This is a genomic window from Burkholderia sp. BKH01 (genome assembly GCF_025685725.1).
GTDB lineage: Bacteria > Pseudomonadota > Gammaproteobacteria > Burkholderiales > Burkholderiaceae > Burkholderia > Burkholderia pyrrocinia_C.
In genome coordinates this window covers 25464-48370 of the sequence record NZ_JAOTQT010000019.1, presented here as the reverse complement: position 1 = coordinate 48370, position 22907 = coordinate 25464, and the positions used below count along the sequence as shown (strand labels likewise).

25 protein-coding genes are annotated in these 22907 nt (G+C 70.5%); 9 read left to right on the top strand and 16 right to left on the bottom strand.

What is annotated here, in order from left to right; all coding sequences use genetic code 11:
• Positions 1 to 4: 4 nt before the first annotated feature.
• Complete coding sequence (locus OEJ37_RS24370) at positions 5 to 1228, top strand: polyhydroxyalkanoate depolymerase (protein WP_263346339.1); 1224 nt, start codon at positions 5 to 7, stop codon at positions 1226 to 1228.
• On the opposite strand, the gene OEJ37_RS24365 is transcribed toward OEJ37_RS24370, so the two are convergent.
• From OEJ37_RS24365 to madL, 11 genes are all read right to left on the bottom strand, one after another.
• Positions 1215 to 1880, bottom strand: coding sequence for a phosphoribosyltransferase (locus OEJ37_RS24365; protein WP_263346338.1), 666 nt, complete (start codon positions 1878 to 1880; stop codon positions 1215 to 1217). The genes OEJ37_RS24370 and OEJ37_RS24365 overlap by 14 nt on opposite strands.
• Positions 1881 to 2005: 125 nt before the next feature.
• Positions 2006 to 2527: a phospholipase D-like domain-containing protein gene (locus OEJ37_RS24360; RefSeq protein WP_263346337.1), complete on the bottom strand. Its 522-nt coding sequence runs from the start codon at positions 2525 to 2527 to the stop codon at positions 2006 to 2008.
• Positions 2528 to 2644: 117 nt separating this feature from the next.
• Complete coding sequence (gene mdcH / locus OEJ37_RS24355) at positions 2645 to 3577, bottom strand: malonate decarboxylase subunit epsilon (RefSeq protein ID WP_263346336.1); 933 nt, start codon at positions 3575 to 3577, stop codon at positions 2645 to 2647.
• Entirely contained in the window at positions 3574 to 4440 is an 867-nt protein-coding gene (mdcB, locus tag OEJ37_RS24350; RefSeq protein WP_263346335.1) for a triphosphoribosyl-dephospho-CoA synthase MdcB, read from the bottom strand. The genes mdcH and mdcB overlap by 4 nt, the downstream gene beginning before the upstream one ends.
• On the bottom strand, positions 4437 to 5105 hold the full coding sequence (gene mdcG, locus OEJ37_RS24345) for a malonate decarboxylase holo-[acyl-carrier-protein] synthase (protein WP_263346334.1): 669 nt from the start codon (positions 5103 to 5105) through the stop codon (positions 4437 to 4439). The genes mdcB and mdcG overlap by 4 nt, the downstream gene beginning before the upstream one ends.
• A complete protein-coding gene (gene mdcE, locus OEJ37_RS24340) occupies positions 5092 to 5799 on the bottom strand; it encodes a biotin-independent malonate decarboxylase subunit gamma (RefSeq protein WP_263346333.1) in 708 nt (235 codons plus the stop codon). The genes mdcG and mdcE overlap by 14 nt, the downstream gene beginning before the upstream one ends.
• Before the next feature lie 151 nt (positions 5800 to 5950).
• Positions 5951 to 6880: a biotin-independent malonate decarboxylase subunit beta gene (locus OEJ37_RS24335; protein WP_263346332.1), complete on the bottom strand. Its 930-nt coding sequence runs from the start codon at positions 6878 to 6880 to the stop codon at positions 5951 to 5953.
• Positions 6877 to 7191, bottom strand: coding sequence for a malonate decarboxylase acyl carrier protein (gene mdcC / locus OEJ37_RS24330; RefSeq protein WP_034183256.1), 315 nt, complete (start codon positions 7189 to 7191; stop codon positions 6877 to 6879). The genes OEJ37_RS24335 and mdcC overlap by 4 nt, the downstream gene beginning before the upstream one ends.
• Before the next feature lie 10 nt (positions 7192 to 7201).
• On the bottom strand, positions 7202 to 8848 hold the full coding sequence (gene mdcA, locus OEJ37_RS24325; RefSeq protein WP_175945530.1) for a malonate decarboxylase subunit alpha: 1647 nt from the start codon (positions 8846 to 8848) through the stop codon (positions 7202 to 7204).
• A gap of 134 nt (positions 8849 to 8982) precedes the next feature.
• Positions 8983 to 9750 carry a malonate transporter subunit MadM gene (madM, locus tag OEJ37_RS24320; RefSeq protein WP_175918827.1) on the bottom strand — a complete coding sequence of 256 codons (768 nt, stop codon included), beginning with the start codon at positions 9748 to 9750 and terminating at the stop codon, positions 8983 to 8985.
• Between the two features lie 11 nt (positions 9751 to 9761).
• Positions 9762 to 10157 carry a malonate transporter subunit MadL gene (gene madL / locus OEJ37_RS24315; protein WP_034183253.1) on the bottom strand — a complete coding sequence of 132 codons (396 nt, stop codon included), beginning with the start codon at positions 10155 to 10157 and terminating at the stop codon, positions 9762 to 9764.
• Between the two features lie 328 nt (positions 10158 to 10485).
• Here madL and OEJ37_RS24310 point away from each other — a divergent pair, with 328 nt between their 5' ends.
• Positions 10486 to 11334, top strand: coding sequence for a LysR substrate-binding domain-containing protein (locus OEJ37_RS24310; protein WP_072435890.1), 849 nt, complete (start codon positions 10486 to 10488; stop codon positions 11332 to 11334).
• Positions 11335 to 11509: 175 nt separating this feature from the next.
• Entirely contained in the window at positions 11510 to 11788 is a 279-nt protein-coding gene (locus OEJ37_RS24305; RefSeq protein ID WP_174419078.1) for a DUF4148 domain-containing protein, read from the top strand.
• A gap of 69 nt (positions 11789 to 11857) precedes the next feature.
• Here the strand turns inward: OEJ37_RS24305 and OEJ37_RS24300 are convergent, their stop codons facing one another.
• Complete coding sequence (locus OEJ37_RS24300) at positions 11858 to 12775, bottom strand: 3-hydroxyacyl-CoA dehydrogenase NAD-binding domain-containing protein (protein ID WP_174419077.1); 918 nt, start codon at positions 12773 to 12775, stop codon at positions 11858 to 11860.
• A 245-nt stretch (positions 12776 to 13020) separates the two neighbouring features.
• On the opposite strand from OEJ37_RS24300, the gene OEJ37_RS24295 reads away from it, so the two are divergent.
• Together OEJ37_RS24295 and OEJ37_RS24290 are read left to right on the top strand one after the other, a co-directional pair.
• A complete protein-coding gene (locus OEJ37_RS24295; RefSeq protein ID WP_263346326.1) occupies positions 13021 to 13461 on the top strand; it encodes an Hsp20/alpha crystallin family protein in 441 nt (146 codons plus the stop codon).
• Between the two features lie 16 nt (positions 13462 to 13477).
• Positions 13478 to 13888, top strand: a complete 411-nt coding sequence (locus tag OEJ37_RS24290) for an Hsp20/alpha crystallin family protein (protein WP_263346322.1) — start codon at positions 13478 to 13480, stop codon at positions 13886 to 13888.
• Between the two features lie 116 nt (positions 13889 to 14004).
• Here the strand turns inward: OEJ37_RS24290 and OEJ37_RS24285 are convergent, their stop codons facing one another.
• Together OEJ37_RS24285 and OEJ37_RS24280 are read right to left on the bottom strand one after the other, a co-directional pair.
• On the bottom strand, positions 14005 to 14316 hold the full coding sequence (locus OEJ37_RS24285; protein WP_175918830.1) for a zf-TFIIB domain-containing protein: 312 nt from the start codon (positions 14314 to 14316) through the stop codon (positions 14005 to 14007).
• Positions 14317 to 14405: 89 nt separating this feature from the next.
• Positions 14406 to 15161, bottom strand: coding sequence for a TerC family protein (locus tag OEJ37_RS24280; protein WP_263346317.1), 756 nt, complete (start codon positions 15159 to 15161; stop codon positions 14406 to 14408).
• A 108-nt stretch (positions 15162 to 15269) separates the two neighbouring features.
• Here OEJ37_RS24280 and OEJ37_RS24275 point away from each other — a divergent pair, with 108 nt between their 5' ends.
• Together OEJ37_RS24275 and OEJ37_RS24270 are read left to right on the top strand one after the other, a co-directional pair.
• A complete protein-coding gene (locus OEJ37_RS24275; protein WP_174419072.1) occupies positions 15270 to 16163 on the top strand; it encodes a LysR family transcriptional regulator in 894 nt (297 codons plus the stop codon).
• A gap of 227 nt (positions 16164 to 16390) precedes the next feature.
• A complete protein-coding gene (locus OEJ37_RS24270) occupies positions 16391 to 17539 on the top strand; it encodes a DUF2242 domain-containing protein (RefSeq protein ID WP_263346313.1) in 1149 nt (382 codons plus the stop codon).
• A 290-nt stretch (positions 17540 to 17829) separates the two neighbouring features.
• Here the strand turns inward: OEJ37_RS24270 and OEJ37_RS24265 are convergent, their stop codons facing one another.
• Positions 17830 to 18756, bottom strand: a complete 927-nt coding sequence (locus OEJ37_RS24265) for a pyridoxal-phosphate dependent enzyme (RefSeq protein ID WP_263346311.1) — start codon at positions 18754 to 18756, stop codon at positions 17830 to 17832.
• 157 nt (positions 18757 to 18913) lie between these two features.
• Here OEJ37_RS24265 and OEJ37_RS24260 point away from each other — a divergent pair, with 157 nt between their 5' ends.
• Positions 18914 to 19825 carry a LysR family transcriptional regulator gene (locus OEJ37_RS24260; protein WP_152855247.1) on the top strand — a complete coding sequence of 304 codons (912 nt, stop codon included), beginning with the start codon at positions 18914 to 18916 and terminating at the stop codon, positions 19823 to 19825.
• A 769-nt stretch (positions 19826 to 20594) separates the two neighbouring features.
• Positions 20595 to 21800, top strand: a complete 1206-nt coding sequence (locus OEJ37_RS24255; protein WP_263346306.1) for an MFS transporter — start codon at positions 20595 to 20597, stop codon at positions 21798 to 21800.
• A gap of 61 nt (positions 21801 to 21861) precedes the next feature.
• Here OEJ37_RS24255 and OEJ37_RS24250 read toward each other — a convergent pair whose 3' ends face one another.
• The gene (locus tag OEJ37_RS24250; RefSeq protein ID WP_174419068.1) at positions 21862 to 22884 is read right to left on the bottom strand and encodes a histone deacetylase family protein; all 1023 of its coding nucleotides are present in this window, start codon (positions 22882 to 22884) and stop codon (positions 21862 to 21864) included.
• Positions 22885 to 22907 lie beyond the last annotated feature (23 nt).

Sequence of the window (22907 nt, the reverse complement as noted above, 5' to 3'; positions counted from 1 at the left end):
CGCCATGTGGTATGCCCTCGTCGAGCAGCAGCGGGAATGGATGCGCGCCTGGCGCGCGGCGACGCGGCACGCGTTCGATGCGTGGCCCGCGGCGACGCTGCCGCACGCCGCGTCGTCGTGTTATGACGACCTGTTCGAGCCGCTGCTCGGGCAGCCGGCCCGGCCGCCGAGCTTCGACATCGAGCGCCCGGCCATCAGCGAGCGAATCGCCGCGCGCACGCCGTTCTGCGACCTGCGGCGCTTCACGCGTGCCGACGCGCGGCGCACGGTGCTGCTGTGCGCGCCGCTCGCCGGGCACGCGGCCGTGATCATGCGGGAAACCGTCGAGACGCTGCTCGCCGACGGCGACGTGTGCGTGACCGACTGGCGCAATGCGCGCGACGTGCCGCTCGCATCGGGCCGCTTCGGGCTCGACGAGTATGTCGCGACGCTCGACGGCTTCATCGACGGGCTCGCGCTCGACGATCGGCCGCTGCACGTCGTCGCCGTGTGCCAGGCGACCGTGCCGGCGCTCGGCGCGCTCGCACTGCGCGCGGCCCGCGGCCTCGCGCCGCCCGCGAGCATCACGCTGATCGGCGGCCCGCTCGACGCGCGCCTGAATCCGAGCGCGCTCGGCACCGCGGCAGCCGCCCGCTCGCTCGGCTGGTGCCGCCGCCACCTGATCGACATCGTGCCGCCCGGCTTCGCGGGGCACGGCCGCCAGGTGTTCCCGACCTATCTCCAGCAGGGCGAGATCGCGCTGATGTACCCGCAGCGTTTCATGTCGCTGGTCGAGGCGTACGCGCTGGCCGCGTCGCGCTTCGACATGGCCGCGCTCGCCGGTGCGCGGCGCGCGCTGCTCGAATACACGGCGCTGCTCGACATGCCCGCCGAGTATTTCCTCGACACGGTCGACATCGTGTTCCAGCGCATGTGCCTCGCGAACGGCACGTGGGACGTGGGCGGCCGGCGCGTCGAGCCGGCCGCGCTGCGCGGCGTCACGCTGCTGACCGTCGAAGGCCGCTGCGACGCGGTCACGGGCGCCGGCCAGACGCACGCGGCACTCGACATGTGCAGCGGCCTCACGGCCGACGAGCGCTATCGCATCGATATCGACGATTGCGATCACTACGGGCTGTTTACCGGCGTGCGCTGGCGCGACAATGTCCATCCGATGCTGCAGCGCGTGTTCGCGCTGGCCGAGGCCGGCCGCCCTCGCCCGCGCTCGCGCCGGATCAGGCGGGCGTGATGCCGCGTTGCGTGCGGGCCGCGTCGAGCAACGTCCGCACCTCGTCGTCGCTCGTCTGCTCGAAGCGTGCGTAGAACTGGCTGATCCCGAAGAACGACAGCGGCTGCGATACCGTGACGAACGCGTCGGCCAGGTCGTCGAACGCATGCTGCGCGCCCGCCGGCGCGACCGGCGCAGCCGCCACGATGCGCGCCGGGTGGCGCTCGCGCAGCGCCTGCAGCGCGACACGCATCGACGCGCCGGTCGCAACGCCGTCGTCGACGACGATCGCGATGCGCCCGTCGACCAGCAGCGGCGGCGCGGCGCCGCGATACAGCGCTTCGCGGCGATGCAGTTCGGCCGTCTCGCGCACGATCACGTCGGCAAGCTGCGCGTCGGTCACGCCCATCGAACGGATCACGGAACGCTGCAGATGCATCGCGCCACCCGTTGCGATCGCGCCCATCGCGAGCTCGGGCTCGCACGGCACACCGAGCTTGCGCACGACCAGCACGTCGAGCGGCGCGCGCAGCGCGCAGGCGACCGGATACGCGACGGGCACGCCGCCGCGCGGCAACGCGAGCACGACGACGTCGCCACGCCCCGCATAGTCGCTCAGCGCGTCGGCCAGTTGGCGGCCCGCATCGGCGCGATCTGCAAAATACTCGGTCACGATCGGCTCCCTGCCGCTGCGCCGGATGCGCGAAACCCGCGCCGGCGCCTGTCAACGAGCATGGTTCATCGGCGGCGCCGATGCAAGCGGGGTCACACCGGCGTGCGCGCCGCCGAAGGCAAGGGTCAGAGGCCGCTGGCCTGCCGGTACAGCCGCCAGAACGACTGCGCGTAGGATTGCGCGAGCTCGGGCGCGCGCTGGAACACGTTCATTGTCTCGGCATGCGCGGCCGCGCCGTCGGACAGCGTCGTCAGCGCGACGCTGTCGTCGACGATCACGAAGCGCGGCGCGGGATCGCCGTGCCGCGAATCGATCGCCACATCGATGCCCGAGGATTTCAGATAGCCTGCGCCGCTGGTCTTGCCCGCGCGCGGCGAGCGCACGAGCACGACGCGCACCTCGATCCCGCGCGCACGGGCCGCGCGCAGCGCGCTCGCGACGGCGGGCGGCACATGCGTGTAGCCGGCCAGCAGCACGCGGCGCTGAGCCTGCTCGATCAGGTCGACGGTCGCGTCGGCCGCCGCGTTGTCATACGAAAAGTACGTGCCGACCGATGCGGCATCGGACGGAATCAGGCTGGCGTGGGCGCTCGCCGCGCAGCAAAGCGCGGCGAGAAGGAAGGCGGCTGGTCTCATGGCGGGCGCCATTGTAGCGATGCCAATTCGCGTGGCAAGCGCCGGCTGCGACGCTGCTGCGCCGACGCAACACACAGTGCTGAACGGGTGCCCGGCGGGAGTGTTTCAGGTCGTTTTTCGGGCCGCCGGTCAGCCGGCCGCGACGCGCGCGAGCCAGCTCGTCACGCCGTCGACGGAACGGAAATCCGCGAGGCTACGCGCCGGCAGCGCGGGATACGCGCCGCCTGCCATCTCGGCCAGCGCGCGCCCGGGGCCGAGTTCGAGAAACGCGGTCGCGCCGGCCTCCACGCAGGCAGCGAGACAGGCCGCCCACTCGACCGGCTCCGCGATCTGCCGCGCGAGCTTGTCGAGGCCCTCGTCGACGTCGAGCACCGACGCGCCGTCGATGCCCGAAAACAACCGCGTGCCGGGCAGCGGCCGGCGCACGCGCACCGCGGCAAGCGCCGCGCGAAATACCGGCACGGCCGCTGCGAGCCGGCGCGTGTGCGACGCGATCCGCACGCACACGGGCGCGACGCGCAGCGCACCGGCGCGCGCGGCACCGTCGGCCACCGCGTCGACATCGGCCTGCCGCCCCGCGACCACGAATGCGTCGCCGGGGTTCGCGATCGCGATCGCCGCGTCGCGGCCGTCGCACAACTGCGCAAGCTGCGCGCGCGTCAGGCCGCGCACGAACGCCATCCGCTCGTCGCCGCCGCTGGCCGCATCCATCGCGCGCGCGCGTGCGTCGGCCAGGTCGAGCGCGTCGTGCGGATCGATCATCCCCGCGACGCTCCACGATGCGACCTCGCCGACGCTGTAGCCCGCGACGCAGCGCCGGCGCGGCCACGCCGCGTCGAGCAGCGCGGCCGCCGCAAGCGCCTGGACCGTGCAGAGGATCTGCGCGGCGCGGTTCTCGCGCAGCGCATCCGGTCCCGCCTGCCGGACCCACGCGCGCGGATCGTCGCCGAGGAGCCGGCCGGCGTGCGCGAACCATGCATCGGCCTGCGGCGCCGCGCCCGTCAGGTCGAACATGTCCGCGCGCTGCGCGCCTTGTCCCGAACAGAGGATCGCCAGCGTCATCGCGCGTCCCCGTCGGCTTCGAGCGCATCGACGAATACGCTCATCGCGAGCAGGTCGGCTGCGCCGCCCGGGCTCAGCCGGCGCGCAACGAACGCACGATGCGCGGCCGCCGCGCGCAGCCGCCAGTCGCGCGCGCGCACGCCGCCGCGCGCAACGAACGCGCGTGCGGTCGCCCGCGCGAAATCGAGGCCGGCCTGCCCGCCCCGGTGCAGCAGGTTCGTATCGTCGAGCGCGGCGATCAGCGCGAAACACGCGGCGACGCGCGCGGCTTCCGGGTCGTCCGGCAGGTCGCGCTTCGCACGGCGTAGCGCGGGCAGCCCGATCGCGTATACGGTCGCGAAACCGTCGGCCGCCTCGCGACGCGCGCCGCCGACACCATAGCGTCGGCTCGCGCGCTCGCCATGGCTGTCCGGCAAGCGCGGGCCGCCGAGAATATCGGCGCCCCATCGGCGGGAGACGAACGCGCCGAGCGTCGTTCCGCCCGGCACTGCGCCCGGCATCGCACGCCGACCCGCGGCCGCGCACAGCAGCCCGAGCCCGAAGATCGCGCCGCGATGCGTATTGACGCCGCCGGTCGCGGCGAGCATCGCATGCTCGGCACGCAGGCCGATCTTGCGCAGCACGGCCATGTCCGAGTCGCGCGCGCCCGCGTCGGCGAGTTCCGCGAAATACGGCCGCAGCACGGCGGCGCTGCGCGCGAATGTCGCGGCATCCATGTCCGAATGACTGCCGGTGTCGACGTGGCTGACGAGCCCCGGCTTCGGATAGGTGTCGATCTCGAGCACGAGGCTGCGCTCGGCCAGCTCGGCGATGTGCTCCGCAGCGGACGGCGCCGGTATGCGGCAGGCGGCCCATGCGCTCATCGCGCATCTCCGGTGAAGGCGCCGGCAGGCATCAGTTCGACGGCGATTGCGGTCTTGACCGCGACTTCGGGCAGCCGCGCGTGCAGTTCGCGCCAGTTGACGCCCGCGCCGTCATCACGCAGCAGCTCGCCGTCGATGTGCATCGGCGCGCGCGCGTCGATCGCCGCGAGGCCGTCGAGCAGCGGTGCGAGCGACGCGGCATGCGGCAGCGGAAACACGATGTCGAGATCGGACGACTCGCTCAGGTAGCACTCGCCTGTCAGCGCCTGCCACGCGAGGCTGCCGAACACGCGGCCCTGCACGCCGCAGCGCGCGCCTAGCGCATCGAGCTCGCGCAACGGCGCGTGCCATGCGTCGGGCGCGGCGCCGAGCACGTCGGCCAGCGCGGGCAGCGGGCCGACCGTCGCGAGCGCGTCGGCGGCAACGTTCAGCGCGATGCGCCGCTTGCCCGCGGCAGGCGGCAGCGGCAAGCCGAGCGGTACGCGGCCGGCATCGGCCTCGTCCGGCGACGCGCGGCGCACGATCAGCGGCCAGCCGCGTTCGGTCCACGCGCGCACGAGCGGATCGGCCGCGAGCGCGGGATCGCGCGCGAATGCCGCGCCCCACCCGGCCGCCGTCAGCGTGACGAGCGTGTGGCGGCGCAGCGGCATCTCAGCGTGCGGCACGCGCGAGTTCCTCGACGCGCCGCGCGACGTCGGCCGCGACCGGGCGGCCGCGCGCCGCGCGCCGGTCGACGCGGTCGGCCGGCTTGCCGAGCCATTCGCCGACCTGCGCATCGAGCGCGCGGGCCGGATCGAGCACGGCATCGACGGCGCCCATCTTCACGAGATTGTCGAGCCCGGGCGCGAACACGGGCGTCGAGCGCGCCATCTCCTTGAGCACGTCGATCGGCAGCTTGGTCACGCGCGACATCGACGGCAGGTCCATCACCTCCGGCTCGGCGCCCGGCACCGCGAGCAGCGTGCGCGTCGCGAGCGCGGTCGCGATGAATGCGCCAGCGGCCGTATGGCCGTACAGCACGCCGATCGTCCGGTGCCCGGCGAGATCCGCCTGCATCAGGCACTTCGCGAGATGCGACAGCCCTTCGTTCAGGCCGAGCAGTTCGTCGCGCTTGCTCATCCGCTGGCTGTCGCTGTCGACTAGCACGAGGATCGGCGTGCCGCCGCCGCGCGCAATCGTGTCGAGCACGCGCGACGCGAGCATCAGCGCCTCGTCGATGCCGAACGGCAAACGGTCGGCGACGCCGATCACGTCGACGCGCGTGCCGGCCAGTTCCGCGTGGCCCGTCAGCAGGCCGCCGGTGCGCGCGATCGAATGGCCGTTCGGAAACAGCGAGTTCAGGACTTCATCGAGCGTCATGCTGCCTCCCGCCGGGCCGCTCCAACGGGCATAACGGGGAATTCGCGGAGCATCGCTCCGCGCCCGCGCGGCCGGCCGGCTCCGCAAAGCCGGCCGTGGAAGGCGGCCGCTCCCTCCGAGGGCAACGAACAAGGTGAGCGTGGGGATCGTTTCATTTCGGCTCCTGTAACTGGTCGGCGAGCGCCTCGAACGCAGCGTCGGGCATCCCGGGAATCGCTTCGGGCGTGTCTGCACCGAGCGTGCGCCATACGTCGAGCGCATCCTTGCATGCACCGAACCGTTCGACACGCGCTTCGAGGCGCGCCTGCTCGGCACGCAGCATCGCCGCATCGAACGTCGGCGCACGGCCGATCAGGTCGAGCGCCGCCACGCGAAACGCATCGGGCGTATCGGCGACATAACGCTCGGCACCGCCGATCAGCCGCCGGTGCTTGCCGCCCATCGTGCGCCAGATCAGCGCGCGGTCCTTCGCGTCGAATTCCTCGACGCCGCGATTGGTCTCGATCACTTCGGGGCCCGACACGCTGATGCGCCCCTGCTCCGACACCGCGAGCGCCGAACAGCACGCGGCGAGCAACCCGCCGCCGCCGTAGCAGCCCGCGCGCCCGCCGATCAGCCCGATCACCGGCACGCCGGCCGCGCGCGCGTCGACGAGCGCACGCATGATCTCGGCGATCGCCAGCTCGCCCGCGTTCGCTTCCTGCAGCCGCACACCGCCCGTATCGAACAGGATCAGCACCGGCTTGCCGACTTCGCGCGCGGCGCGCAGCAACCCGGTGAGCTTCGCGCCGTGCACTTCGCCGAACGCGCCGCCCATGAAGCGGCCCTCCTGCGCGGCGACGAACACCGGCCGGCCGTCGAGCCGGCCGTGGCCGACCACCATCCCGTCGTCGAACTGCTGCGGCAGGTCGAACAGCGGCAGGTGCGGGCTCGTCACGCGTTCGGCCGGGCCGAGGAATTCGCTGAAACTGCCCGCGTCGAGCAACCCGTCGATGCGTTGCCGCGCCGACGCTTCGTACCAGCTCGCGCCGGTCGCGACGAACGCGGGCGCGTCGTCGTCGTGGATCACGTCGGTCATCATGCGTCCCCCTCGATCGCGCGCACGGCCTGCGCGAGCCGCAGCGACACCATGTCGGGCCGCGCGCCGCCGTCGTTGATCGACAGCTTCAGGCCGCCCGGCGTGCGCCGCTCGACGAAATCCGATACGACGGCCTGCCACACCGCGCCGAAGCCGACGGCCGCGGTGCGGATGTCGATCTCGCACTCGTTGCCCGGCAGCACGCGCTCGACAAGCACTTCGAGATTGCCGGACGCGACCACGCCGACGAGCGCCGCGGCCAGCTCGCCCTTCGCGCGCTCGCGCGCGGTGAAGCGATAGTTCAACTGTTCCATGCCCTCTACCTCACCAGTTGCGGAACCGGGCCGGCGGCGCATAGAGCCCGCCCGACCAGTGCACGAGATCCTTGATCGAGCGCGCGGCGAGCCAGCGGCGGTCGGCGTCGAGCGGATCGATGCCGAGATCCTCCGGGCGGCGGATCACGCCGCGCTCGCGCAGCCGCTCGACCATCTTCCGGTCGCGGCCGCGGCCGACCTCCGTATAACCGGCGACGCCGCGGATCGCGTGTTCGCGCTCGTCCTTGTCGCGGCACATCAGCAAGTTCGCGATCCCTTCCTCGGTGACGATGTGCGTGACGTCGTCGCCGTAGACCATGATCGGCGCGAGGTCGAGCTGCAGTTTGTCGGCGAGCTTCAGCGCATCGAGCTGCTCGACGAACATCGGCACGTTCTTGTCGCCGAAGGTCTCGCCGATCTGCACGACGAGCTTGCGGCCGCGCCGCAGCGCCGCCGGCGTGTCGGGGTCGGCTTCCGCGCCGGCCTTCAGCCACGGTTCGCTCGGATGGCGCCGCCCACGCGCGTCGCTGCCCATGTTCGGCGCGCCGCCGAAGCCGGCGATCCGCTCGGCCGTGACCGTCGACGAATGGCCGGACAAATCGATCTGCAGCGTCGAGCCGATGAACATGTCGCACGCATAGAGGCCGGCCGTCTGGCAGAACGCGCGGTTCGAGCGCAGCGACCCGTCGGGGCCCGTGAACCACACGTCGGAGCGCGCGCGGATGTAGTCGTCCATCCCGACCTCGGAGCCGAAGCAGTGGATCTGCTCGACCCAGCCCGATTCGATCGCCGGAATCAGCGTCGGGTGCGGATTGAGCGCCCAGTGCGTGCAGACCTTGCCTTTCAGCCCGAGCTTCTCGCCGTAGGTCGGCAGCAGCAGCTCGATCGCGGCGGTGTTGAAGCCGATCCCGTGGTTCAGGCGCTTGATGCCGTACGGCTCGTAGATGCCCTTGATCGCGAGCATCGCGGTGAGGATCTGTGTTTCGGTGATCGCGGCCGGATCGCGCGTGAACAGCGGCTCGACGTAGAACGGCCGGCCGGCCTCGACGACGAAATGCACGCGGTCGCCGGGGATGTCGACGCGCGGCACCTTGTCGACGATGCGGTCGACCTGCGCGATCACGATGCCGTCCTTGAACGCGGTGGCCTCGACGACGGTCGGCGTGTCCTCGGTGTTCGGGCCCGTGTACAGGTTGCCGTCGCGGTCGGCGCTGACCGCGGCGATCAGCGCGACGTGCGGTGTGAGGTCGATGAAGTAGCGCGCGAACAGCTCGAGATAGGTGTGCACCGCGCCGAGCGCGATCTTGCCGCCGAACAGCAGCTTCGCGATCCGCTGCGACTGCGGGCCCGAATACGCGAAGTCGAGACGCTTCGCGATGCCGCGCTCGAACACGTCGAGATGCTCGGGCAGCACGACACCCGACTGCACCATGTGCAGGTCGTGCACCTTCGCGCTGTCGACGTCGGCGAGCGCCGTCGCGAGCAGGTCGGCCTGCTTCTGGTTGTCGCCTTCGAGGCACACGCGGTCGCCCGGCCGCAGCACCGCTTCGAGCAACGCCACGGTGTCGCGCGCAGCGACCCGCTTGCCTTGCGCGTAAGCCGCGCCGGCCGCGAGGCGTGCATCGCGCGCCTGCCGCGCGTGATTCCATCCCGTCATGAACAGTTCTCCCGCTTCGATGGTTCAGCGGCATTCTAAGCCTGGCGCCGCCGCCGATTGATGATGTTGACGAATGCGACTCAGAGGACGCCGCGATGGATTTGGCGCACGTACTGCGACCGCATCACATGGCCCTAGCCGCCGACCAGCGCGCGCGTCGCGAAGAACAGCACCGACGGGCCGAGCAGGCAGCCGACGCCCGTGTGGAACGTCGCGACCAGCGCGCCGTACGGGACGAGCCGGCGGTCGGTCGCGGCGAGCCCCGCGCTCACGCCGCTGACGGTGCCCGCGAGGCCGCCGAAGATCATCGCGGAACGCGGCGTCTTCAGGCCCATGAAGTTGGCCGCGACCGGCGTGCCGACCATCACGATGATCGCCTTCACGAGCCCCGTCGCGATGCTGAGCGCGATCACGTCGGAGCTCGCACCGATCGCCGCGCCCGTGACGGGCCCGACGATGTAGGTGACGGCGCCCGCGCCGATCGTCGTCATGCTGACCGCGTCGGTGTAGCCGAACGCGCGCGCGATGCACGCGCCGACGATGAACGGCAGCACGGTGCCGAGCAGCAGCGACACGACGCCGACGAGCCCGGCCTTGCGCGCCTCGGTCGGCTGCACTTCGAACGCGGTCGCGACGATCGCGAAATCGCGCAGCATCGCACCGCCCATCAGGCCGACGCCCGCGAACAGCGGTACGTCGGCGAGCCCCTTCTCGCCGCCGGTGAACGCGCCGCCGACATACGCGAGCGCGAGACCGATCACGATCGCGATCGCGGAGCCGTGCACGCGGCCGAACGTGAGCTTGCGCGACGCGATCGACGACAGCCACATGATCAGGCCGACCAGCGCGAACGACGCGACGAGCCCGTTATGGGCGACGACTTTTTCGAGCATCTGCAGCATGGCGGCCTCCGTTATTGTTCTTCGAATTGCGGCACGCCCGCGAAGGCCGTGTCGTCACGCCCCATGCGCACCAGTACCGCGATGCAGCATGCGCAGATCGCGACCGCGCCGACGGCGGCCAGCAGCGCGACCGGGCCGCCCTTCAGCGCGGCGACGACGTTCTGGTTCGCGGCCATCGCGACGACGACCGGAATGTACATCGCGCCCCAGAAGCCGACGCCGGCCTCGGTCTCCTTCGGCAGCCAGCCGCGCCGGTGCAGCCACAGGCGCAGGCAGATCAGCAGCAGCATCGCGATGCCGACCCCGCCGACGTTGGTTTTCACGCCGATGGCCGTGCCCAGCAGGTCGCCGAGGAACAGTCCGGCCAGGTGGCAGAACGCCAGCAGCGCGGTTCCGTAGATGATCATGAGTCGTCTCCAGTCTCTTCGTAACGGGCGCCTGACGCATGCAGAAAGCGGGCCCGCACGTCGATCCCGTGCGCGGACTGTCTCCTGCGGCGGTGCGCCGCGGCCCGGCGGCCCGTCGTGCGGGCGCGTTCTCGGGCGGTCGATGGGATGATGCCGTTTCGGGCCGGACGCCGGATGCCGTAGACTGACCGAAGCAGCCGCCGGCACGACACGGGCCACGCGTCCGGTTCACCCCGTTACACGGGCCGCACCGGGGCGTGATCCGATACTAGCGCCGCAATATCCGGCCATTTATGAAGTTGTCGAAACCGATTCAGTGGATTTAGCAATGCGCCCGTTACCGCCCGAGCTGCTGCGCAGCTTCGTCGCTGTCGCCCAGTCCGGCAGCTTCACCGCCGCGTCCGAGCGCGTGAACCTGTCGCAGTCGACCGTCAGCCAGCATATCCGCCGCCTCGAGGAGCTGCTCGACCGGCCGCTGTTCGAGCGCGACACGCGCAACGTGCACCTGTCGCAGCACGGCGACGCGCTGTTCCGCTACGCGGTGCGCATCCTCGAACTGATGGACGAGGCCGTCACGTCGGTATGCGGGCCGCCGCTGTCGGGCAAGGTGCGGCTCGCGATGTCGGAGGATTTCGCGTCGACGCACCTGACGTCCGCGCTCGCGAGCTTCGTGCAGCGCAACCCGGAAGTCGAGCTCGCGATCTCGACCGGGCTGTCGGGCGACCTGTTCGACGCGCTCGACGAAGGCCGGCACGATCTCGTGTTCGCGAAGCGCATCGCGGGCAGCCGGCGCGGCCGCGTGATCCGCAGCGAGCCGCTGTACTGGTGCACCGGCCCCGATTCGCGGATCACCGGCCACGAGGCCGTGCTGCCGCTCGCCCTGCATCCGGAGCCGAGCGTGTCGCGGCGCCGCGTGCTCGAAACGCTCGACGCGATCGGCCGGCCCTACCGGATCGCGGTGGTAAGCAGCAGCATCGCGGTACTGCGCGCGGCCGCGAGCGCGGGGCTCGGCGTCAGCGCGTTCGCCGGCTACGTGATCCCGGCCGGGCTCGCGCGACTCGACGCGGGGTTGCCCGAACTCGGCGAACTCGAATACGTGATCGACCGGCCGGCCGCCGCGTCGCGCTCGACGCTCGCACTAGAAGCCACGCTGATCGCGGCGGCGGCGGAGTTGTAGCGGCAACAGCAGCGACGGTGGACGACACGCATGCGCGGCCGTGCCCGCAACTGACAGCCTTGCCCGGAACGCGTCATCGTCCGCGCAGCACCCGCTCGCGACAATGGGGCCCATCGGAACGCACGGCAAGCCGCCGTGCGCATCCGGTGTCCCGTCCCCTTGATCGGAGCACACCATGAACGTCTTGCGATTCGTCGTCGCGACCGCCGCAGCCGCGCTGCTTTCCCCCGCCTTTGCCCAGACCGATGCCGCCGCGCCCGAACCGGGCCTGACACGCGCGGAAGTGCTCGCCCAGCTCAAGCAGGCCTATCTCGACGGCGAACTGCCGACGAACGACGGCAACTATCCGCCGAGCGCCGCGACGCGCGCGCGCAACCGCGAACTCGTGCAGGCCGCGAGCCCCTCGTGGCTTGCCCAGACGCCGCAAGCACCGCAAACGGCGGCGCAGCAGTAGCCAAGCAAGGCCTAACCGATCGCGGCCCGACCGATCGCGGCCCGACCGAAACGCACCGCCGCGACGCGGTCAGGGCAAAAAGCTTCGACGCCGTGCGTCGATCAGCTCGACGAGCAGCCGGTCGCGCTCGGCCGCCAGCGCCTGCATCGAGTGCTCGCCCTGGATCGCGCGCAATTCGTCGGTCAGCTTGCGATCGACGGCCGGATCGAACGAAGGCGTGCCGAGGTCGTCCCACCAGCTCGTGATCGGCCCCGACAGGTGTTCGAGGAAGTGCGCGATCCCGCCCGCGCCGCCGCCGAGGTGATAGGTCAGGCACTGCCCCATCAGCCCCCAGCGCAAGCCCGGGCCCCATGCCACGGCCTTGTCCGCATCGGCCACACTCACGACACCTTCGCCGACGAGGTGATACACCTCGCGGAACAGCGCGGCCGCGAGCCGGTTCGCGACGTGGCCGGTCATCTCCTTGTTGAGGACGATCGTCTGTTTGCCGAGCGCATCGTAGAAATCCTTCACGCGCGCGATCACGTCCTGGCCTGTCGCGTCGCCGCCGACCAGCTCGACGAGCGGAATCAGGTGCGGCGGGTTGAACGGATGCGCGATCAGGCAGCGTTCCGGATGCTTCGCGCACGCGGTCTGGATGTCCGACATCTTCAGGCCCGACGAACTCGACGCGATCGGCACGTGCGCGGGCAGCACGTCGTCCATTTGCCGATACAGCGCGCGCTTCAGGTCGAGTCGTTCCGGGCCGTTCTCCTGCACGAAATCGACACCGTCGAGCGCGCGCACGAGATCGGCGTCGAACGACAGCCGCGCGGAAAGTTCGGCGGCCCGGTCGCCGAGAAACGCGGCCAGCGCGTCGCGCAGCCGCGCGTCGGCCTGCGGCGCAGGATCGGTCGCGACGACGTCGAAGCCCTGCGTCAGATAGAAAGCGGCCCAGCTCGCGCCGATCACGCCGGCGCCGACGATCGCGATGCGTCGAATATCCATGGTTGTCCCGTCTCGTTGGTCTGCTGATATCTCGGCGATTGTCGCATCGAATCGTACGGGCACACGTTGACGCAAGTTGCGGATTCCCTCTTGAAATGCGCTGCGGCAGCCACTAATTACGCGTTGCCGGGCAGTGCTCCACGCAAACGCACTGCCCCCGTTTCGACCCAGTGGAGCCACCCGTCGCGCCCGCCGCAGGCGTCGCGCCGTCGCGTCTCCCGCGTTCCCTGTTCCGGAGGACCATCATGAGCGGTATCCATAACGGCCACGACCTGTTCGACGAATTCGCCCGCGTGCAACGGCAGGTCGCGAACCTGTTCGGCGAGCTCCCGCCCGGCATCCGCGCGGTGCGGCCGGGCGCATTTCCCGCGCTCGACGTCGGCGCCACCGACGATGCGATCGAGATCGTCGCGTTCGCGCCCGGCATGACCGCGGCCGACTTCGACGTGTCGATCGACAAGGACCTGCTGACGATCAGCGGCGAGCGCAAACCGGCGCCGCGCGGCGAAGGCGACGACGTGCGCACGTATGCGCAGGAGCGCTTTCACGGCACGTTCCGCCGCGTCGTCGAGCTGCCGCAGAATGCGGACGCCGACAACGTCAGCGCGCGTTACGAAAACGGCTGCCTGCTGATTCGCATCGGCCGGCGCGAGGCATCGAAGCCGCGTGCGATCACCGTTCAGTAATATTCAGGATACCGACATGAATACGAACCAGACCCTGGCCGAACGCCATACCGCCACTGCCCACCCGGCTGCCGCGGACGCCGCGCGCCGGCCCGCGATCACGCCGGCCGTCGACATCGTCGAGAACAATCTCGGCGTCACGCTGCGGGCCGACCTGCCCGGCGTGCCGCGCGAGAACCTCGACGTGAAGGTGCACGACAACACGCTGACGATCGAAGCCGATACGCACATCGACACGCCGGCCGACCTGCGCGTGCGGCACACCGAAATCCGCGCGCCGCGCTATGCGCGCACGTTCGTGCTGAGCCCCGATCTCGACACATCGAGGATCGACGCGAACCTGCGTGACGGCGTGCTGACGTTGACGATCCCGCGCCGCGAAGAAACGCGCCCGCGCCGCATCGACGTGACGGCCGGCAACGCGTAAGCGTCGGCACGTGTCGTGTGGTGACGCGACACGCATGAAAAAGCCCCGCCGGGCGCGATACCCGGCGGGGTTTTTTTGCAACGGGCGACGCGCGAGCGTACGCGGCGCGTCCGGATTCAATCGAAATCGAACAGGTCGAACACCGACTTGCGACGGCGCTGGCCGTCGTGCCGGTGACGGTCGTCGTGCGAGCGGCCGTCGCGCCCCCAGCCATCGCGATCGCGCGGTGCATGGGTGTTGGCGTGGGCGTCGCGCGAAGCAGGCGGCTCGTCGCGCCGCGCCGGCGCATCGCCGCCCTCGCGTGCGATCAACTTGTCGAGTTCGCCGCGATCGAGCCACACGCCGCGGCACGTCGGGCAGTAGTCGATCTCGATCGACTGGCGCTCGGCCATCAGCAGGTCGGGCGTCTTGCAGACAGGGCATTTCATCGCGTTTCTCCTTTTGGTGCGAATTCCTGACGAATTCCGTATGAAGGCGCGAGCCGGCCGTCGCGGCGGCCGGCGTCACGCGTGATCGTTCAGCGGCCTTCCACCCGTGCCGCGCGCTTCGCCTTCGCGCGCCGCGCCAGCATGTTCATGCCCTCGACGAAAGCCGAGAACGCCATCGCCGCGTAGATGTAACCCTTCGGCACGTGCGAACCGAAGCCTTCGGCGATCAGCGTCATGCCGATCACGACCAGGAACGACAGAGCAAGCATCACGATGGTCGGATTGCGGTCGATGAAGCGTGCAAGCGGCTGCGCAGCGAACAGCATCACGGCCACGGCGACGATCACCGCGACGAACATGATCGGGACGTGCTCGGTCATGCCGATCGCGGTCACGATGCTGTCGATCGAGAACACGATGTCAAGCATCACGATCTGGCCGATCGCGGCCAACATCGTCAGGCCGGCCGCGCCGCCGGAACCGCCCTCGCCGTCACCGTCGTGCGACACGTGGTGATGGATCTCGGTGGTCGCCTTCCAGACGAGGAACAGGCCGCCCGACAGCAGGATCATGTCGCGCCACGAGAACGCGTGGTCGAAGAGCGTGAACACGGGTTCGGTCAGGCTCGCGATCCACGCGACGCTGCCGAGCAGCGCGAGGCGCATCACCAGCGCGAGCGCGATGCCGAGGCGCTGCGTGCGGGCGCGCTGCGCTTCGGGCAGCTTGTTGCTGAGGATCGAGATGAAGATCAGGTTGTCGATGCCGAGCACGACTTCCATCACGACGAGCGTCAGGAGCGCGGCCCAGACGGCGGGGTCGGCGGCAAGCGTCAGCAGGTAGTCCATGAAATGGGCCGATACGAAAGTGGAAAGCCCGATGATATGCCACCCCGGACTTCGGAAAAATCAGAGAGAATCTGATTTTAAGTTCGGTTTTTCCGAAGTCTCGATCCGATGCTCAATTTCCGACATCTGTACTATTTCTGGGTCGTCGTGAAGGAAGGCGGCTTCGCGCGCGCGGCCGGGCGGCTCGACATGGCCGTGCAGACGATCAGCGCGCAGGTGCGCGAGCTCGAGAAATCGCTCGGGCACCAGTTGTTGCGCCCGGCCGGGCGCGGCGTCGCGATGACCGACGCGGGCCAGGCCGCGTATGCGCGCGCGGAGGTCATCTTCCAGATGGGGCGGCTGATTCCCGACGAAGTGCGCGCGGCGGCCAGCCAGCCGACCGTGCGGCTCGCGGTCGGCCTCGCGGACGGCATCTCGAAGCTCGCCGCGCACGCGATCCTCGCACCGGTGCTCGATACACCCACGCTGCGGCTGCTGTGCCATGAGGGCGAGCACGATGCGCTGCTCGCGGAACTCGCGCTGCATCATCTCGATCTCGTGCTGGCCGGCCAGGGTGCGCCGTCAGGGTCGAACCTGCGTGTGACGAGCGAACGGCTCGTCGCATCGCCGGTCGACTGGTATGGCCCCGCGGCGCTCGTCACGCCGGCCGCGCGGCAACGCTTTCCGCAGTGCCTGGCCGACCTGCCCGTGCTGCTGCCGACCGCGCATTCGGCGCTGCGCGCGCGCCTCGACCGATGGCTCGAAGGCGAACGGATCGTGCCGCGCGTGGCCGGGGAATTCGAGGACAGCGCGCTGATGGCCGTGTTCGCGGCGCGCGGCCTCGGCGTGTTCCCGCTGAGCGAGCTCGGCGCAAACGACGCGTCGCTGCTGCGCGGCCTCAGGCGGCTCGGGCGCGCGGGCGACGTGACCGAGGAAATCCACGCGATCCGCTCGCGGCGCGGCGAACATCATCCGTTGACGTCGCAATTGCTGGCTTCCGCGCGGCCGTCGCCGGCCGGCTAGCGCCGGTTCGCGATCGTTCTCGCCGTCATGGCTCGCCGAAACTGTCATGGGCGGAAACGGCCGCCGAAGCGAACGCGACATCAAACGAAACTATAATGACGCCCCGGCCATCCGAGATTGCCACGCGCCCATTACCGGCCCCGCCCGTGCGCGACGGCCGCCATCCGGTTGCCGCGCGACGCGCGCAACCCCCGCGCGGCATCTCGCCGAGCCTTCTGAAAGACGCCATGCACAACCGATTTCGCCTGTTTTCCGTTTCGTGCGCGCTCGCGGCCGCGACCGTGCTGGCGGCGTGCTCGTCGCCGCCCAAGCCGATCTACCAGCAGGAACAGTTCGACGCGACGACCAGCCCGTATGCGCATACGTTCCATTCGAAATCCGACGCGGCCTGCGAGGCCGCGCGGCGCGCGCTGTTGAGCCAGGGTTATGTGGTGTCGTCGTCGCGCAACGACGCGGTCGACGGCAGCAAGAACTTCCAGCCGAACAACGACATGCACGTCGTGATCGAGTTTCACGTCGTGTGCGCGGATGCGAACGCGGACGGCTCGTCGAGCATCGCGTACGTGAACGCGGTGCAGGACCGCTACACGCTGAAGAAGTCGAATACGTCGGCCAGCGTCGGCCTCAGCGTGTTCGGCTCGCTGTCGCTGCCGATCGGGTCGAGCGACGATGCGCTCGTGAAGACCGCGAGCGAGACGATTCCCGCCGGCGTGTTCTACGAGCGCTTCTTCAATCTCGTCGACCATTTCCTGAAGATCGACCCGGCCCGCCGCGACCGCGCCACCGTGAAGGCCGCCGAGAAGGAAGCCGTCACGCCGCTGCCCGAACCCGCGCCGACGCCGCAGGGCGAACCGATGAAGATGACGACGCCGGTCGTCCCGACGCCGCCCGCGGCGCCGGTGCCGCTTTCGGTGCCGGGTGTCGCGCCCGGGTCGGGCGCGAACGCCGTGCCGGCCGCGGCGTCGGCCGTTGTCGCGCCGGCTGCGATGCGCGCTGCCGTGCCGGTGGCCGCGTCCGGTTCGGTGGCAGCATCGGCTTCCGCACCTGCGTCAGCTTCCGGTTCGGTGCATGCGTCGGCTTCGGCTCCCGCACCGGCTTCCGCGCCTGCACCCGCTTCCGGCACGGCGTCGCCGCCTCCCGCGGCATCGACGCCCGTCGTTGCAGCGCCGGCCGCCGCCAAGCCGGCATCGACCGTGCCGGCGCCTCGGGCCGCAACATCCGCATCCGCATCCGCATCGGTATCGGCATCCGCGCCGTCGAGCGCGTCGCATACGCCGGCGGACAAAACGCCCGCCCCTGCCGCAGCGGACCCCATCGCGTCATCCGCGCCTTCCGGCGCGAGCGCACCGGCCGCGAGCGCACCGGCCGCGAACTGACCGGCCGTCCGACTGGCCGTCCGTATCGTCGCGCCCGGCCGCATCCGGCGCAGCGCGACGATACGCATCCCCTTCCCCTTCATCCGCCGCAGGAATTTCCGCGCGCCCGTTAGCTGCCTGCCGGCAGCGATTCCGCCATTGACATAACGGGAACGCGATGCCGGCGCTACGACATCCGAATCCGGGTATGACACGCTTCGCGGCAATCGCTGCATAGCCGATGCCCACCGTCGCCGAAATCGACGATCGTCCCTCCGTCGCCCGACCAACCCGCGTGCCGGCTTCCCCGCTTATCGCAACGTCGCGCGCAGCGTCCGCAGATGCTCGACGGTCGCCGTCACGCCGCCGCAGACGATCACGGCGATGTCCGACGCCGACGCAAGCACCGGCACCGGCACCGGCTGCTCGAGCGCGGCCAGCGCGGCACCGCACGCAGGCTCGACGACGATCCGGTGTTCGTCCAGGAACCGCAGCGACGCAGCCACCGCTTCCGCATCGGACACGACGACGGGATGGATCTCGTGCCGCGTCGCCCATTCGACCGCCGCGTCGCACGGCCGCTTCGCGCCGAGCGACGTTGCGATGCTCGCGATCGCCGGCAATTCGACCGGGCGCCCTTGCGCGACCGAGCGCGCATAGCAGTCGGCGCCTTCCGTTTCGGCCGCGACGACCGGCACGTCGTGCCAGCCGTTGCGCGCCAGCCCTTCGAGCACGCCGCACAGCAGCCCGCCGCCGCCGACTGCGAGCACGACCGCGTCGGGCTTCGGGCCGACGGCCGCCATCTCGTCGATCATCGTCGCGTGCCCCTGCCACAGCACGCGATCGTCGAACGGATGCACGAACGCGTCGTGCTCGCCGAGCGCCGACTGCGCGAACGCGTTCGCCTCGGCCCAGCTCGCGCCGTGCACGACCAGCTCCGCGCCCTCGACGCGGATCAGCTCGCGCGCGCGAGCCGACGCGCTTTCCGGCACGACGACCAGCACCGGCACGCCGAGTTCGCGCCCGCAATACGCGACCGCGATGCCCGCGTTGCCGCCCGACGACGACACGAACCGCCGCGCGCCGGCCGCGTGCCGCGCTTCGCAGACGGCGCCGATGCCGCGCAGCTTGAACGAACCCGACGGCTGCAGCGCGTCGAGCTTCAGCCGGATGGTCCTGCCGAGCCGGCGGGATGCGATTTGCGAGCGGATATAAGGGGTCGGGATATGAAGCGGCATGGGACGAGACACGATCGGAACGGAGGGAACACACACGACTCGCGAACGAGTGCGGCAACGACGGTCATCGTACGGCACGCCCGCCATGCTTTCCAATACCATCGAATGGCGTTTGCTATGCTTCCCAGGCATATCAACGAACCGGAACGGGCTCCGCATGCGCCAGATCGAACTGCGTCACCTGCGTTACTTCGTGGCCGTCGCGCAAGCCGGCAGCGTGATGGCCGGCGCCCGCGCGGCCGGCATCGTCCAGCCCGCGCTGTCGCGGCAGATTCGCGAACTCGAGGACGCGATCGGCACGCCGCTGCTGATCCGCCGCGCCACCGGCGTCACGCTGACCGCGGCCGGCGCGAGCTTCCTGCGGGATGCGACCGGCCTGCTCGCGACGCTGCAGGACAGCCGCGAACGCGCGCTGCGCAGCGCGGCCGGCCAGCTCGGCGAACTGCGGCTCGGTGCACTGCCGAACTGCCTGCCGCTGCCCGTCGTCGCGAACGTGCTCAAGGCGTTTCGCGACGCGTGCCCGGACGTGAAGCTGTCGATCGCGCCGATGCTGTCGGCCGAACAGGCGAGCGCGCTGGTGCGGGGCCAGCTCGATGGCGGAATCATGGCGTGGCGTCGCGACGAGGCGCCACACCTGTCGGGCGTGCGGCTGCTGAGCGACCGCTTCGTGCTCGCGATGCCCGCGCCGCCCGGCGGACGCTTCAACGCGCCGCGCACGCTGGCCGACGTCGCGAACGAGCCGTTCGTCTGGTTCGACGCGCAGCGCTCCGCCGCGCACCACCGGTTCCTGATGGCACAGTGCCGGCAGGCCGGCTTCACGCCGCGCATCGCGCAGGTCGGCAGCGACATCCCGACGCTGATCGGCCTCGTCGCGGCCGGGATGGGCTGTGCGTTCGTGCCGGAAAGCGCATCGCCGACCTGCCCGCGCACGGTCCGGCTCGTCGCGCTCGACGAGCTCGCGAGCCGCTTCGACATCGAGTTCGTGTTCGACGGCGCGGCAGCGGTACCGTCGCCCGTCGTCGCACGGTTTCTCGCGGCCGTGCGCGAGGCGGCCGGCGAACCGGATTGACCGGGCGCCGCGCGTCGGATACCGGGCGCGCGCGGCAAGCGATCGAGCGACGCGATTCGCGCCACCGGCTGGCGAACGGATTCCGCCCTCCGTCAAATCGACGTTTTGGCCGGTGCAACGCGCCAGGCAGCGTGATCGAGCCCACCCGCGAACGATCCTTTAAAACGGTGACGACGGACGTCCCGGCGCCCGCATTTTTAAATTGACACCAAAAACGGCCGTTTAACGCCATTTCGAATTGTCATGCACCGAAATATACTTCGCGCGCATCCAGTCCTCGTGCCAATGAGAGGATGCGTTTCCGCCCCGGTCACGGTCCCCCTGTGGCCGGGGCTTTTTTGCCCGCGCACCGCGCCGGCAAAGGGTTTTCGGCCGCGACGCGATGTCCGCGCCGGGTTGTAGCCCGCGCATGAAGGCCCTGTCCGATCCTCCGGTCACACGCCGCTGCGCAGTCGCCGGCCGGCTCCCGGATCGCCGCGCGCGACGAGCGTCGATCCGCCGCAAGCCGCCACCGGATCGCGATCCCCCGGCCGGAGGCCACGCCCTTCGCATGACGAAAAACCTTTCGCAACAAACATCTTCGCCCGCCCGCCCCGCCGGCGCGCCGCCCGCGGGCCTCGCGCGCACGTCGGACGCGCTCCGCATTGTTGACATGGAATCAAGATAATTTCGTTCGCATGCAGCTTTTTCCGCAAAAGTAATGCAGGCACACTTCGCCCTGTTCTCAACAGCTCCATGCTGTTGTCCCTCGATTACAGGAGCTCCCCGCGTGAACGCCACGACCTCTTCTCCTTCCCGCCGGGGCGGCGGTGCCGCGCTGCCGCTGCTGGCGCTCGCCGCCGGCGCGTTCGGCATCGGCACGACCGAGTTCTCGCCGATGGGCCTGCTGCCCGTGATCGCCGACGGCGTGCGCGTGTCGATCCCGCAGGCCGGCATGCTGATCAGCGCATATGCGATCGGCGTGATGGTCGGCGCACCGCTGATGACCTTGCTGCTCGCGCGCTGGTCGCGCCGCTCGGCACTGATCGCGCTGATGTCGATCTTCACGATCGGCAACCTGTTGTCGGCCGTCGCGCCGGGCTACACGACACTGCTGCTCGCCCGCCTCGTGACGAGCCTCAACCACGGCGCGTTCTTCGGGCTCGGCTCGGTGGTCGCGGCCAGCCTCGTGCCGCGCGACAAGCAGGCCAGCGCGGTCGCGACGATGTTCATGGGTCTCACGATCGCAAACGTCGGCGGCGTGCCGGCCGCGACCTGGCTCGGCCAGATCATCGGCTGGCGCATGTCGTTCGCGGCGACCGCGGGCCTCGGCCTGATCGCGATCGCCGGCCTGTTCGCCGCGCTGCCGAAGGGTGAAGCCGGCAAGATGCCCGACCTGCGCGCCGAGCTGTCGGTGCTGACGCGCCCGGTCGTGCTCGGTGCACTCGGGACGACGGTGCTCGGCGCCGGTGCGATGTTCACGCTCTACACGTATGTCGCGCCGACGCTCGAACACCTGACCGGCGCGACGCCCGGCTTCGTGACCGCGATGCTCGTGCTGATCGGCGTCGGCTTCTCGATCGGCAACATCGCGGGCGGCCGCCTGGCCGACCGCTCGCTCGACGGCACGCTGGTCGGTTTCCTGCTGCTGCTGATCGCGACGATGGCCGCGTTCCCGCTGCTCGCCAGCACGCATGCCGGCGCCGCGGTCACGCTGCTCGTCTGGGGTATCGCGACGTTCGCGGTCGTGCCGCCGCTGCAGATGCGCGTGATGCGTGCGGCGCACGAAGCACCGGGCCTCGCGTCGGCCGTCAACATCGGCGCGTTCAACCTCGGCAACGCGGTCGGCGCGGCAGCCGGCGGCGCGGCGATCTCGGCCGGCTTCGGCTATGCGGCGGTGCCGCTCGTCGGCGGACTGATCGCCGCGGCCGGACTCGCGCTCGTCGTGCTGCAGATGGCACAGCGGCGCAGCACACCGGCCGCCGCGAATTCGTAATCGCGCCCCGTCCCGCGCCGACACCCGGCGCGGGCGGCGCATGCGATCCGGCACTGCTGCGTCAGCGCGCGCCGGCAAACCCGCCGAAGAACGCACGCGCGTTCGCGTCGAGGCTGTCGAGGTGATAACCGCCCTCCTGCACGATCACCGTCGGTAACCCGAGCGCACCGATCGCGCCGCCGAGCCGCCCGAAACCGTCGGTCGTGACGGCGACCTGCGATTGCGGGTCGTCCTTGTAGATGTCGAAGCCAAGCGCGAGCACGAGCGCATCGGGCTGGAACCGCGCGAGCGCGCGCAGCGCGTCGTCGAGCCGCTCGAAGAATGCCGACTCCGGCGCGCCGTGCGGCATCGGCAGGTTGAGGTTGAAGCCGTCGCCCGCGCCCGCGCCCGTCTCTTCCTCGTAGCCCGCGACGACCGGATAGAAGTTGGTCGGGTCGCCATGGATCGATACGTACAGCACGTCGTCGCGGCCGTAGAAGATCTCCTGCACGCCCTGCCCGTGATGCATGTCGGTATCGAGGATCGCGACCCGGCGATGGCGGCCGAGCAGCGACTGCGCGGCGATCGCCGCATTGTTCAGGTAGCAGAAGCCGCCGGCCGCGTCGCGGCGCGCATGATGCCCGGGCGGCCGGCACAAGGCGTAGGCCTCGCGCGCGCCGTCGTTGACGTCGGCCGCGGCCGCGAGTGCGCCCTGCGCGGACCAGTACGCGGCGCGCCAAGTATTCGCGCCGACCGGGCAACTGCCGTCGGCGAGATAGCGCGCGGCTTTCGCGAGCACGCCGCGCAGCGGGTTCGGATCGCGCACGAACACGTTCGACATCACTTCGTCGCCCCAGTCGTCGGGCATCTGCTTCCAGTCGCGGTGCGCGTCCTCGAGAAAGCGCAGGTAGTTCATGTCGTGCACGGCCGCGATCGGCGCGGTGCCGCGGTCGGCCGGCTCCCGCACATCGAAGTCGAGCGAGCGCACCGCTGCGACGAGCCGCGCCGCGCGCTCCGGCACTTCCTGCGGTTCGCGCATCTGCCCGCGCGACAGGTAGCTGCGCGGATGGTGCAGCAATTGTTCGGGATGGAAATAGGTTTTCATCGTTCGTCCTCGTCGGTTCGCCG

What these genes read in the sequence shown, in the direction of transcription:
- mdcC (WP_034183256.1), bottom strand. Translation starts at nt 7,191, where the DNA reads ATGGAACAGTTGAACTATCGCTTCACCGCGCGCGAGCGCGCGAAGGGC.
- OEJ37_RS24275 (WP_174419072.1), top strand. Translation starts at nt 15,270, where the DNA reads ATGCTCAATTTCCGACATCTGTACTATTTCTGGGTCGTCGTGAAGGAA.
- OEJ37_RS24295 (WP_263346326.1), top strand. Translation starts at nt 13,021, where the DNA reads ATGAGCGGTATCCATAACGGCCACGACCTGTTCGACGAATTCGCCCGC.
- OEJ37_RS24310 (WP_072435890.1), top strand. Translation starts at nt 10,486, where the DNA reads ATGCGCCCGTTACCGCCCGAGCTGCTGCGCAGCTTCGTCGCTGTCGCC.
- OEJ37_RS24300 (WP_174419077.1), bottom strand. Translation starts at nt 12,775, where the DNA reads ATGGATATTCGACGCATCGCGATCGTCGGCGCCGGCGTGATCGGCGCG.
- OEJ37_RS24360 (WP_263346337.1), bottom strand. Translation starts at nt 2,527, where the DNA reads ATGGCGCCCGCCATGAGACCAGCCGCCTTCCTTCTCGCCGCGCTTTGC.
- mdcE (WP_263346333.1), bottom strand. Translation starts at nt 5,799, where the DNA reads ATGACGCTCGATGAAGTCCTGAACTCGCTGTTTCCGAACGGCCATTCG.
- OEJ37_RS24290 (WP_263346322.1), top strand. Translation starts at nt 13,478, where the DNA reads ATGAATACGAACCAGACCCTGGCCGAACGCCATACCGCCACTGCCCAC.
- OEJ37_RS24250 (WP_174419068.1), bottom strand. Translation starts at nt 22,884, where the DNA reads ATGAAAACCTATTTCCATCCCGAACAATTGCTGCACCATCCGCGCAGC.
- OEJ37_RS24370 (WP_263346339.1), top strand. Translation starts at nt 5, where the DNA reads ATGTGGTATGCCCTCGTCGAGCAGCAGCGGGAATGGATGCGCGCCTGG.
- OEJ37_RS24285 (WP_175918830.1), bottom strand. Translation starts at nt 14,316, where the DNA reads ATGAAATGCCCTGTCTGCAAGACGCCCGACCTGCTGATGGCCGAGCGC.
- OEJ37_RS24280 (WP_263346317.1), bottom strand. Translation starts at nt 15,161, where the DNA reads ATGGACTACCTGCTGACGCTTGCCGCCGACCCCGCCGTCTGGGCCGCG.
- mdcB (WP_263346335.1), bottom strand. Translation starts at nt 4,440, where the DNA reads ATGAGCGCATGGGCCGCCTGCCGCATACCGGCGCCGTCCGCTGCGGAG.
- madL (WP_034183253.1), bottom strand. Translation starts at nt 10,157, where the DNA reads ATGATCATCTACGGAACCGCGCTGCTGGCGTTCTGCCACCTGGCCGGA.
- mdcA (WP_175945530.1), bottom strand. Translation starts at nt 8,848, where the DNA reads ATGACGGGATGGAATCACGCGCGGCAGGCGCGCGATGCACGCCTCGCG.
- mdcH (WP_263346336.1), bottom strand. Translation starts at nt 3,577, where the DNA reads ATGACGCTGGCGATCCTCTGTTCGGGACAAGGCGCGCAGCGCGCGGAC.
- OEJ37_RS24265 (WP_263346311.1), bottom strand. Translation starts at nt 18,756, where the DNA reads ATGCCGCTTCATATCCCGACCCCTTATATCCGCTCGCAAATCGCATCC.
- madM (WP_175918827.1), bottom strand. Translation starts at nt 9,750, where the DNA reads ATGCTGCAGATGCTCGAAAAAGTCGTCGCCCATAACGGGCTCGTCGCG.
- OEJ37_RS24335 (WP_263346332.1), bottom strand. Translation starts at nt 6,880, where the DNA reads ATGATGACCGACGTGATCCACGACGACGACGCGCCCGCGTTCGTCGCG.
- OEJ37_RS24270 (WP_263346313.1), top strand. Translation starts at nt 16,391, where the DNA reads ATGCACAACCGATTTCGCCTGTTTTCCGTTTCGTGCGCGCTCGCGGCC.
- OEJ37_RS24305 (WP_174419078.1), top strand. Translation starts at nt 11,510, where the DNA reads ATGAACGTCTTGCGATTCGTCGTCGCGACCGCCGCAGCCGCGCTGCTT.
- OEJ37_RS24260 (WP_152855247.1), top strand. Translation starts at nt 18,914, where the DNA reads ATGCGCCAGATCGAACTGCGTCACCTGCGTTACTTCGTGGCCGTCGCG.